Genomic DNA, 11,717 nt, shown 5'->3' on the forward strand with positions numbered 1-11,717 from the left:
TGTGATTTCCGACTGATTAAATGCTGGGCTTTTTATCTGTTCAAGACTGAATTATCCAGCTGAATTTCGGGTTGCAGTTGTTGCACAAACTCGATCAGAAAAGGAAACTCTGCGAAATCTTGATCAACGATAAATCCATTGTAGGTCGTCACATCCAAATCGATTTCGCGAGGTGCATTTTTGTTTTCGGTTCTTACCCGGCCTAAGAGCGCTTCAATTTGTTTTAAATGCCTATTCAATTCAGACAAGCTTTTTGTGGTGTGCAGCAGAATTGCCCCATTCAGAAATTCGGGCTGTTCTTCAAATTTAAGTGGTTCGGTTTTTATAAAAGAACTACGCTGCATGATGAAACCAATTTGCTGAAGGTGTCCTAAAGCTTTATCAAAATTATCCGCAGAATTTATATTAGAACCCATGGCGATCACTGCTGCATGGTAGCGGTCTTTCCCATCAATTTGAACCAGTACATTGTCTGCAAAACGCAAGGCATGTGGTTTTTCAACTTTGACTGTAATATCTTGTAAAGCAGCTCCAGAAAATTGAATGTACTGATAAATTTTTTCCGCTAAGGTTTCAATCAGGTGAAAACTTTGATGATCCACAAATTTGATAATCCCTTTCGTAATTTTTTTATAATCTACGGCATTTTGCACCTCATCTGTTTTTGATGCAAGAGCAGTATCATATTTAAAGGAAAAAGAAATTACAACATCCTGCAATTTTTCGGTTTCCCAATCAATGAAACCAATATACGCTCTTAAGCGCAGATTTTCAACACAGACTTCGGACAATTTAGGATTGTAGGTTGCTCCCATATTTTACTATTTTTTAGATCTGATTTTAAAGTATAAATGCCAATGATTAGACCAAATGTTCTCCGCCATCAATATAGAGGATTTGACCAGTGAAAAAATTACTGTCTAAAATAAACTGTACGGCTTTCAATATTTCTTCTAAATTTCCAATTGTTTTTAAAGGAATATGTTGCGCCAAGCTTAACAAGTACGATTCATCTTTGCCCTCCGGTGGTAAAATTAACCCGGGCGCAATTGCATTAACCCGAATATTTGGTGCCAATTCCACGGCAGAAATTTTGGTAAAATCACTTAATAACTTTTTGCTTAAAATATAATCAAGGTGTACGGTATTGTTTTTCGCAACTTTCGTATCTACGAAGTTAATGATATTTCCCTTGCCATAAACGCTTGCAAATGCTTTGGTTAAGAGGTAAGGAATTTTAAAATTAATGGTCATTTCTTTGTCTAATAGCTCACTTCCTTTTTCTCTAAAACCAGACGGAATAAAATCTGAGGCACAGTTTACTAAAATATCTATTGTGATTTTTTTCTTTTTCAATTCTGTAAAAATTTCATCAAAATCGTTGTCTTTCAAAAAATTAATTTGCAATAATTCCACGGTGATGTCAGCATAAATCGATTCGAGTTCCTCTTTTAATTTCTGCGCTTTTTCTTTAGAAGAATTGTAATGCAACACCAAATTATAATTTTGCTGTGCGAGATGAACAGTGACCGCTTTTCCGATTCTATCGGCTCCGCCCGTTACTAAAGCGTAATTTTTCATAGATTAATTTTAATGTAAAAAAGGATAATTTATTCACGTTTATAAATGTACGATAAAAATGTATTGAAAAAAATTCTTGGTTAAAAGTATGCACCAATACTCGATATTGATAAAAAAAATGGTGATTTTATGAAGTCTTTAAATAAAATAAAAAACCGAGTTTACACCCGGTTCCGAATCATTTTAGGTAAATATTTTCTAATTAGTATGAGTCCTCGTGAACAGAAAGTACTGCTCTCCCGCTGGGATCATTGGCATTCTTAAAGGCTTCGTCCCACTCCAGGGCAATCGGGGTAGAACAGGCTACCGACGGAACGGATGGAACGGTAGCAGCGGCTGTTTCACTCGGAAAATGTTCTTCAAAAATCGCACGGTATCGGTATTCCTCTTTGTTCTGAGGAGTATTTAATGGAAAACGGAATTTAGAATTCGTCATTATCTCATCGGTCACTTCTTTTTCGGCCACTTCTTTTAAAGAATCAATCCAGGAATAGCCAACACCATCAGAGAACTGTTCTTTTTGTCTCCACGTAATATTTTCTGGCAAAATATCTTCGAAGGCTTTTCTCAAAACCCATTTTTCAATTCTCGGTTCGTGGGCAGCCACCATTTTATCTTTCGGATTAAGGCGCATGGCGACATCAATAAACTCTTTATCTAAAAACGGAACCCGACCTTCAATTCCCCAACTCATCAAGGCTTTGTTGGCACGCAAACAATCGTAAAGATGAAGCTTTCCTAATTTTCTCACATTCTCTTCGTGAAATTCTTTTGCGTTCGGAGCTTTGTGGAAATACAGATAGCCACCAAAAATCTCATCGCTTCCTTCTCCAGAAAGCACCATTTTAATTCCCATGGATTTGATAACTCTTGCGAGCAAATACATCGGTGTTGAAGCGCGAATTGTGGTGACATCATAGGTTTCTAAATGATAAATTACATCACGAACCGCATCCAAACCTTCTTGAACGGTAAAATGAACTTCATGATGAATGGAGCCAATATGTTCGGCGGCTTTTTGGGCAGCAATTAAATCCGGACTTCCTTCTAGTCCAATTGCAAAACTGTGTAATCGCGGATACCAAGCTTCTTGCGTATCACCACTTTCAATTCTGTTTCGTGCATATTTTGCGGTCACCGCAGAAATAATAGAGGAATCTAAACCTCCGGAAAGCAAAACGCCATATGGAACATCGCTCATCAGTTGTCGATGAACAGCATCTTCCAAAGCTTTTCTAAGTTGTGTAATATCGGTTGGGTTGTCTTTTACATGATCATAATCTTCCCAATCTCTTTCGTACCATTGTTGCAATTCATAGCCATCGGGACTGAATAAAAAATGGCCGGGTAAAAAGGTTTCTATTTTCTTGCAAACCCCTTCCAACGCTTTCAGTTCGGAGGCTATATAATAACTCCCATGCTGATCCCAACCCTGATAAAGCGGGCAAATTCCCATGTGGTCTCTGGCCACCAAATAAATTTCATTTTGGATATCATAGATGGCAAAAGCAAAGATTCCGTTCAATTTATCAACAAAGGTTTTTCCATATTTTTGAAACAGTGGGATAATCACTTCGCAGTCAGACTCGGTTTGAAAATCATAATCCGGAAATTCTTTTCTTAATTCTCTATGATTGTAAATTTCACCATTGACGGCTAAAACCATTGATTTATCTTTTGAAAACAAAGGCTGCTTTCCAGAAGTTGGATCCACGATGGCTAAACGTTCGTGAGAAAAAACAACTTTTTCATTCTGAAAAATACCGCTCCAATCAGGACCACGGTGCCGGATTTTTTTCGACATTTCTAAAACCTGTGGTCTCAATATTTCGGTTTTTTGTTTAGCGTCAAAGAGACATACAATTCCACACATAATCCTATATTTATTCGTTTTGTAACTTTTAATTAAAATTCTAGCGCAAACATATTAAAATTGTTTACAAAACAAAAACAAAAGTTACAAAAAGTTAATTTTATACTAAATTTCGTTTTTAAATAGTAAAATTTAAAGTTTGAGAAGAAAATTTGCTATCTAAAGTGGATAAAATTTATTCTGGTTTAAAACCTCACTTTAATGGCAAATGAAATCTAAACAAAATCCTTTTTAATAATTTCCTCCATGCAGTATTCCGCAATTGCCGTAATGGTTACGAACGGATTCACGCCAATCGTACCTGGTATTAAGGAACCATCAATCACATATAAATTCTGGTGCCCATTTAATCTTCCAAATTGATCAGTTGCCTTTCCCAGCACGACCCCACCCAAAGGATGGTAACAAATGTCTGCGCCAAAACCATTATGGAACAACAAATGAGCGCGGGTTCCACCATTGGTCTTATTCATTTTTCGAAGAAAATATTTCGCATTGTCTTTCATATGCGCGGTATGGGATTGATCCCAGCGCAAATTTAATTTCTGTTCTTTGGGATTATAACTGACCTCTCCAAATTTTTTCAATTTATTGACCATCAAGTAAAGGGAGGTTGCTACATTCATTCCCATCGGTAAGGGTGCGATCTCGACAAAAAATGGGTGTTTTTTATCTTCCCAATAATCAATCCCACCGACTGGAATGGTAGACTGTTGAAATCCTGTACCACCAGAAAAAGCTTTTACCCAATTTCGTCCGGTCATGAAATTCCCGTTGTTCCCCCACTCTTTTCCAATATTTTCATCCATATGGAGTTGGTTTACGGCCTTAGATTTTAATAATAAATCCAATGAACCCATGGTACCTGCAGCAAGAATTAGTTTTTTGGTATTGATGATTTTATGTTGAATTGCTTCGCCTTTGGTATTGATTACAGAAATATCGATCGAATAACTTTGATCTGGATTTTGTGAGAAGTGATTCACCTGATGAAGCTCCAGAATTTCTAGTTTACCGGTAGATGATGCTTTTTTCAAATAGGTTTTGTCCAGGGAATTTTTCCCATAATTATTTCCGTAAATCACTTCTCCAGCGAGGGCAGATCGGGGAACTTCATTTTTGTATTCCTTTTCCATGTAATCGAAGTCGTATACATTCGGGACACGAACTGTTTTAAAACCTGCTTTATGCGCTTCCTCTTCGCCCACACGGTTGAATTTATAGAAATCACAATCTTGCAGAAACTCTTCCGAAGCAACATTGGTTTTCAGTTCTTTATTGGCCAACGGAAAATAAATCGTGTAAAATTTCTCGGTATCTAAAAATGGAAATATTTCTTTAAAATACTCTTTTTTAGGCGTAACAGCCATGCCACCGTTTACCAAAGAGCCGCCACCAACACCGCGACCCACCCATATTTTAATATGTTCAAAATCTAAACGATCCAGCGCACCCGTATATTTTTCTAAACTAAAGAGATTAAAAAATGGCGCAATGCTCTTTGTTTTTAGCCACGCGGCAGAATGACCGGGTTTGCTCATCGCAGAAAATCTCTTTCCAGATTTTCCCCAATCCAAGCCTATTTCTAAGAGTGTTACGGGAATATTTCTCTCGGTTAAGCGCAAAGCAGCGACCGAACCACCATATCCAGAACCGATGATTACGACTTCTTTATTGATGATTTCTGTGGATTTTATGGATTGGTGTTCCAACGGATTTTGGGCTTTACCAAACAAATTGCCTGATCCTAAAAAGAAAAAGGCAGTAACTCCTAGACTACTATTTTGAATAAATTCTTTGCGATTCATCATTACCACTAAACAATAACCATACTAGAGTTGGCTATTGAGCATAATAGAAGTAGGCAGTCCATAGTAAATCACCGCTTTGTCCTTTGGAAATACTTTAAAGCATCGATTGTATCCTCTTCTATACAATTAGTATAACATGATTTAATAGAAATTAATAATACGTTGGATATAATTTTGTGGACAATTAAAGAACAAGTTAAATTTACACAAAATAGCGCTCCTAGGGAACGCTATCACTATTTTAAATTGTAAAAGAAACCTGCACTTTTTTTCTAGCCCGGATCGCAACGACATCCTTTTTTGAGGAGGAACGACGAAAAAAAGATACAGTGTAGAGCCGGACGGGTTTTGTAAAAAGCAAAAATTGGGTTGCTCCAGAAACTGCTTAAGCGTTTCTTCCGATTAAGGCCATGTAAAAGCCATCGAAACCTTCGCTAGGCATTACCTTTTCTTCTTTTATCAAAGTATACCCTTCATTATTTTTTAGGAATAGGGCAACTTGTTTATTATTTTCACTGGGCAAAATGGAACAGGTTGCGTAGATCATTTTACCACCTTTTTTCAATATTTTAGCATAATCCTGTAGGATTTTCTCTTGTTCTTTTTTGATTCTATCGATAAAGTCCTGATCGATTTTCCATTTAGAATCTGGGTTTCTTCTCAGAACCCCTAAGCCTGAACAAGGCGCATCGATTAAGAGGCGATCTGCTTTTTCGTGCAGTCTTTTAATGACTTTATTATCGTCAATAAATCGGGTTTCGATATTGTGTGCACCCGCTCTTTTTGCGCGGCGTTTCAATTCTGCTAATTTCCACTCATAAATATCCAGGGCAATGATTTGTCCTTTATTTTTCATTAAAGCCGCCAAGTGCAAGGTTTTCCCACCTGCACCTGCACAAACATCAACCACGCGCATTCCTTCTTGTACGTCGAGTAGCTCACCGATTTTTTGCGAACTTGCGTCTTGAACTTCAAAAAGGCCATCTTTGAAAGCAGAGGTTAAAAAAACATTTTTCTTTAACTCCAACTGTACCGCATCAGGGTAGTTTGGGATCTGGAAGCTTTCTACATTTTCATCTCTTAAATCAGAAATCAATTCTCTGGCGGTTGTTTTCAAGGTGTTAGCACGCAGAATGGTCGGAGCTTGTTCGTTCAGTGCGACCATTTCTCGCTCCCAATTCATACCGAGTTCTTTTTCAAAAGTCTCTGCCAGCCACTCAGGAATCGAATACTCAATCGCTTTAGTAGGAACTGAATTTTTCTTTAATTTAATAAGGATATCGGCATTTTTGATGCCGTCGAATTCTTCAAATTTTTTATAGTGCGTTTTGGTCCAAAGACAGTACGCCAGAATCATTTTATAAATATTGTTTGGTTTTACCCCTTCGCCCATATAATATTCGAGGCGTTTTTTCCAACGGATGATGTCGTAAAAAATCTGGGCGACCACTTTTCGATCTTCGCTGCCCCATTGTTTACGGCCTTTCAAAAGACGTTCGATTACTTTATCTGCATATTTTCGATCTTCGAAAAAAGTCTCCTGCAACGCGTCGTGAATTCCAATGAGTAAGTTTCTGTGTATGAGTTCCATTTCGGATGTATTTAATTTTAATTCAATCTCGAACCTTCGGATTAAATTTTTGCAAAAATAGGGTTTTTAAACCGAATATTATAGTCTTGGTTTTAGATGATCCCATTCAAAAAGATGAATTTTCAGTGTGAGACTTTTGATTTAATTAAAAAAAACGCTTTTATGTTTAAGTAGTAAAATCTACTTTAAATTTTGAAAATATTATAAAAAAGACGACATTTTTATCGGCTAATTTTAAAATTAAAGTATATTTGAACACCGCTTAGAATGTAAACATTAAAATAAATCATCGCCAAATGCCAAGTCCAGAATTATCCACCCTCACCGACGAGCAGTTACTTGCTGAACGAAAAAAAATGAAATCCAATGCTATTCTTCACGGAGTTCTGATCGGAATGCTCATCGGAATTGCCGTGTACAGCACCGTGAAAAATGGTTTTGGTTTCTTTACCTTGTTTCCTTTGTTCTTTGTCTTGATCCTCTTTAGAAACAGAAAAAAAGAGGAGGCCTTAAAAAAAGAATTAAAAAACCGTGATTTAAAATAAATCCGAACATCGCAACATTTTTAGGCAAAAGACTGTGTGCTTTTTATCCTAATTATGTATTTTTATACATCAGAAGTGTTCATTTTATTTGGCTATTGTTTTTTTCAATCACTGTTTTATAAAGATATATTAATTGATGGCAAATCCTTTGCTGTCTTTTGCGCTAAATTTGCCGAATGCCTTTGATTCAAGATACTGCTGTTAAAAAATACCTGCCACTTATTTTGGCGACCTCCATCTTTATGCAAATGCTGGATTCGACCATTCTCAATACGTCGCTTCCGTCTATCGCTAAAGATTTGCAGGAATCACCATTGGATATGCAGAATGCGATTATTAGTTATGTTTTGACTTTGGCGCTATTCATGCCGGTCAGTGGGTTTTTGGCGGACAAATTTGGAACGCGCAAAGTTTTTATCGCTTCTTTAATAATTTTCAGTTTAGGATCTTTGCTTTGTGCCGCTTCACAAAACCTCAACCATTTGGTATTTTCCAGGGTTATTCAAGGGATTGGCGGAAGTTTGATGACGCCTGTCGGCCGCTTGGCTTTAATTAAAACATTTGAGAAAAACGAACTGGTCAAAGCGATGAATTATGCCATCATTCCTGCTTTAATTGGGCCTATATTAGGACCTTTGGTTGGTGGTTATATGGTTGATTATCTCTCTTGGCACTGGATTTTTCTCATCAATATTCCTTTTGGATTATTAGGGATTATGCTCAGCTTAAAATACATGCCAGATTATCGATCTACCAAAATAACGTTTGATTTAAAAGGTTTTTTGATTTTCGCTTCAGCTTCCTTGCTGCTATCGGTTTCTTTGGAGCTTTTTGGAACCGCCAAAAACACCACACCGGTTTTACTGATTTTTACTTTAGGTTTTTTAATGATTTACTATTATTATGTTCACGCCAAAAAAACAGAAAACCCTATTTTTCCCTTGAATTTATTTCAAGTGAGAACTTTTCGGGTAGGTATTTTAGGAAACTTGGCAACACGCCTAGGAATCAGCGCGATCCCGCTTTTATTGCCACTAATGATCCAAATCGCCTACGGTCAAACTGCGGTAATTTCTGGCTGGATTGTGGCTCCAATGGCTTTAACTGCGATGTTTGGAAAATCTTTTGTGATTAAAATTCTCGATAAATTTGGTTACCGTAAGACTTTAATGACCAATACTTTCATCATCGGATTTCTCATTGCTTGTTTAGGACTTCCTGGCATCAAAAGTTCTATATATTGGTTTGTACCGATTATTGCGATTCTGGGATTCTTCAACTCCATTCAGTTTACCGCAATGAATACCATCGCGATTGCCGATTTGCGTGATGCTCATACGAGCAGTGGAAACTCATTATTGGCCGTGAATCAGCAGCTGGCAGTAGGTTTCGGTATTGCCATCGGTTTAATTACCTTAAAATTATTTGAAAATAACTCGGCGATCACACACGGCGAAATTCATCTGGCATTTCGATATACGTTTTTCCTGGTGGGTTTACTCACGATCTTTACTGGATTTGTTTTTAGACGCCTTCACTGGACTGATGGTGAAAATATGAAATCAGCACTTTAAAAAAAAGTACTTTTAAGAATAAAGATCCTAACCCTAAGTGTTACTTATCCTATATCAATGTATTTCATCCTTTTCTGCAGTAATTTTGCTGCTGTAAATGATAAATAAAATGTCAGTAAAAAAAGTTCAAATGGTCGTTCAGCCCAAACCGGCCCATTTCGTTGGTGATGGTTTTCGGGTTCATAATTTTATTCCCAGCAATTTTAGTATGCAGAGAATGGATCAGTTTATTATGTTGGATTATAATTCAAAATTTAATTTCGGTGCCAGTTCTACGCCAAGAGGTGTTGGTGTTCACCCGCACCGCGGTTTTGAAACCGTAACAATTGCCTATCAAGGAAAAGTAGAACACCGCGATTCAGCTGGTGGCGGCGGCATTATTGGCGAAGGCGACATACAATGGATGACGGCTGCATCGGGTATTTTACATAAAGAATATCACGAAACCGAATGGGCAAAATCAGGTGGGATTTTTCAAATGGTTCAGCTTTGGGTAAACCTTCCCGCCAAAGACAAAATGAATAAACCCCAATACCAAGCGATTGCATATGCAAACTTGAAAACCATTGATTTAGGAAGTAATGGTCATCTTGAATTAATTGCAGGAAATTATCAAGAGCAACAAGGCCCGGCAACTACTTTCAGCCCCGTTCATTTGATGAATGCCAAATTAAAATTAGGTGGGAAAGCCGATTTTAATTATCCTGCAAAATACAACACTGCCGCTTTAGTTATTGAAGGAAATGTCATCATTAATAAAGAAGAAGCGGTACCTACCGATCATTTTGCTGTTTTTGAAAATAGTGGTGAGACCTTCACCATAGAAGCAACTGAAGATAGCGTAGTTTTAATTTTAAGCGGTGAACCCCTACATGAACCTATCGCAAGCCATGGACCTTTTGTCATGAATACCCGGCAGGAAATCATGCAAGCTTTTGATGATTACAATACAGGAAAATTCGGTTATCTAGAAGATTAAAGTTTAAAAAAAAAGTCTGATTTTTTCATTTTAAATTTCATTAAATTTAGATTCTGATTCAAATAAAATTCAAATAATCCTTAAAAATTAATAGTATGATGTCGAATATTGGCTTAATTATAGAAGAAAAACCCGCAGATATTGGCAACTTTTTAGTGGGTCGCTTACTGCCATTTCGTGAAAAACGGGCGGTTGGACCTTTTGTTTTCATTGATCACATGGGTCCGGCGGCATTAAAAGATTACCAAAATATGGATGTCCCGCCTCATCCGCACATCGGGTTATCTACTTTAACGTATCTTTTTGAAGGTGCAATTATGCATCGCGATAGTTTGGGCAGCACGATTGAAATCAAGCCTGGCGCGGTGAACTTTATGACGGCAGGAAAAGGGGTTGTACATTCCGAAAGAACGCCCGATTATTTGAGAACAACGGATAAAAATCTTCACGGATTTCAAATCTGGATTGGCCTGCCGAAACACATGGAACAGTCTGAGCCCACTTTTCATCATACCGAAGCACACGAAATCCCAACTTGGGAAGAAAACGGAATTCAGTATAAATTAATAGCAGGTGAACTTCAGGAACTCCAATCTCCAGTGCCAACCCATTCTAAATTATTTTTTCTTGAAATTAAAAGTAAAGAAGCGCAGAAACTCAATATCGGCGAAGCTTTATTTGGTGAAGTTGCGATGTATGTTTTAGATGGAAATGTACATATCGAAGGAAATCAATACGGTGGCAAGCAATTACTGGTTGCAAAAAACGCAAAACTCTGCGAATTTGAGATCGGAGAAAATACAACCGTATATCTTTTTGGTGGTGAACCTTTTGAGGAAGAACGTTTTATTTTCTGGAATTTCGTCAATTCAGATAAAGAACTCATCGAACAGGCAAAACAAAATTGGTTTGATCAAAATGAAGATGCGTTCCCAAAAGTTCCGGGCGATGATCAGGAATATATCCCACTGCCGAGAGCAATATTAAAAGGAAAACAATAAACAATTTATTAGAATTAAATAATGGCAGTTACCGTAAAAGCAAGTTTAGGAAGACAAAAATATTACACCGAAGTTACCGCTGGAGAAAATACCATCATTACCGATGAACCCGTGAGCGCTGGTGGCGAAAATAAAGGTTTCAACCCTTACGAAATCATGGCAACTTCTTTGGCGAGCTGTACGGCAGCCACTTTAAGAATGTATATCAATCGGAAAAAGTGGGACGTTGAAAAAATTAATGTAGAAGTTATACTGGAGAATTACCCACAAACCAAAACGACCATTTTTGAAAGAAACATCAGTTATGACGAAGCAAAGCTAAATGCTGACCAACTGGCGCGCTTGCATACCATCGCAGAGCGGTGCCCCATTCATAAAATACTTCACGGAAATATAGAAATTAACACAAAATTTACAGAATCATGACAGAAATCAAACACCTCAACAACGAAAAAAACGGCACCTTCGAAATTTATTTTGACGGAGAAAAAGCTGGTGAAATGACCTACAAATGGGCTGGGAAAGACAAATTCATCATCGATAATACCGAGGTTGACAAAGCTTTCGGCGGAAAAGGTTTAGCAAAAGAACTGGTATTTGCAGGTGCAGCATATGCGCGCGAAAACAGCAAAAAAATCATCCCACTTTGCCCGTATGCAAAAGCGACCTTCGAGAAATATGAAGAATTGCAGGATCTGCTTTTCTAAAACAAAACCACTGGTTCTGTGGGAATTAAATATCCTTCAAAATCTAGACAAACAG

General features: G+C 37.4%; 11 protein-coding genes. 6 read left to right on the forward strand and 5 right to left on the reverse strand.

The genetic code is table 11. From position 1 onward, the window contains the following. Positions 1-32: 32 nt before the first annotated feature. The 5 genes from folK to QWY78_RS10865 form a co-directional block, all read right to left on the reverse strand. The gene (gene folK / locus QWY78_RS10845) at positions 33-815 is read right to left on the reverse strand and encodes a 2-amino-4-hydroxy-6-hydroxymethyldihydropteridine diphosphokinase (RefSeq protein WP_290219692.1); all 783 of its coding nucleotides are present in this window, start codon (positions 813-815) and stop codon (positions 33-35) included. A gap of 46 nt (positions 816-861) precedes the next feature. Beyond that, positions 862-1,581 carry an SDR family oxidoreductase gene (locus QWY78_RS10850; protein ID WP_290219694.1) on the reverse strand — a complete coding sequence of 240 codons (720 nt, stop codon included), beginning with the start codon at positions 1,579-1,581 and terminating at the stop codon, positions 862-864. Between the two features lie 202 nt (positions 1,582-1,783). Next, positions 1,784-3,454: an asparagine synthase B gene (asnB, locus tag QWY78_RS10855; RefSeq protein ID WP_290219695.1), complete on the reverse strand. Its 1,671-nt coding sequence runs from the start codon at positions 3,452-3,454 to the stop codon at positions 1,784-1,786. Positions 3,455-3,669: 215 nt separating this feature from the next. Continuing rightward, a complete protein-coding gene (locus QWY78_RS10860) occupies positions 3,670-5,265 on the reverse strand; it encodes a GMC oxidoreductase (RefSeq protein WP_290219697.1) in 1,596 nt (531 codons plus the stop codon). Positions 5,266-5,650: 385 nt separating this feature from the next. After that, complete coding sequence (locus QWY78_RS10865; protein WP_290219699.1) at positions 5,651-6,856, reverse strand: RsmB/NOP family class I SAM-dependent RNA methyltransferase; 1,206 nt, start codon at positions 6,854-6,856, stop codon at positions 5,651-5,653. A gap of 296 nt (positions 6,857-7,152) precedes the next feature. On the opposite strand from QWY78_RS10865, the gene QWY78_RS10870 reads away from it, so the two are divergent. From QWY78_RS10870 to QWY78_RS10895, 6 genes are all read left to right on the forward strand, one after another. After that, the gene (locus QWY78_RS10870) at positions 7,153-7,401 is read left to right on the forward strand and encodes a hypothetical protein (RefSeq protein ID WP_290219701.1); all 249 of its coding nucleotides are present in this window, start codon (positions 7,153-7,155) and stop codon (positions 7,399-7,401) included. 176 nt (positions 7,402-7,577) lie between these two features. After that, positions 7,578-8,975, forward strand: coding sequence for an MFS transporter (locus tag QWY78_RS10875; protein ID WP_290219703.1), 1,398 nt, complete (start codon positions 7,578-7,580; stop codon positions 8,973-8,975). 109 nt (positions 8,976-9,084) lie between these two features. Beyond that, on the forward strand, positions 9,085-9,954 hold the full coding sequence (locus QWY78_RS10880; RefSeq protein ID WP_290219705.1) for a pirin family protein: 870 nt from the start codon (positions 9,085-9,087) through the stop codon (positions 9,952-9,954). A 98-nt stretch (positions 9,955-10,052) separates the two neighbouring features. Beyond that, positions 10,053-10,955, forward strand: a complete 903-nt coding sequence (locus QWY78_RS10885) for a pirin family protein (protein WP_290219749.1) — start codon at positions 10,053-10,055, stop codon at positions 10,953-10,955. A gap of 21 nt (positions 10,956-10,976) precedes the next feature. Next, positions 10,977-11,381, forward strand: a complete 405-nt coding sequence (locus QWY78_RS10890) for an OsmC family protein (protein WP_290219707.1) — start codon at positions 10,977-10,979, stop codon at positions 11,379-11,381. Then, positions 11,378-11,662 (forward strand): GNAT family N-acetyltransferase, encoded by a 285-nt coding sequence (locus tag QWY78_RS10895; RefSeq protein WP_290219709.1) that lies wholly within the window; start codon positions 11,378-11,380, stop codon positions 11,660-11,662. The genes QWY78_RS10890 and QWY78_RS10895 overlap by 4 nt, the downstream gene beginning before the upstream one ends. Positions 11,663-11,717: the final 55 nt, after the last annotated feature.

It is taken from the genome of Kaistella yonginensis, from assembly GCF_030409525.1.
In the GTDB taxonomy this organism is placed as follows: domain Bacteria; phylum Bacteroidota; class Bacteroidia; order Flavobacteriales; family Weeksellaceae; genus Kaistella; species Kaistella yonginensis.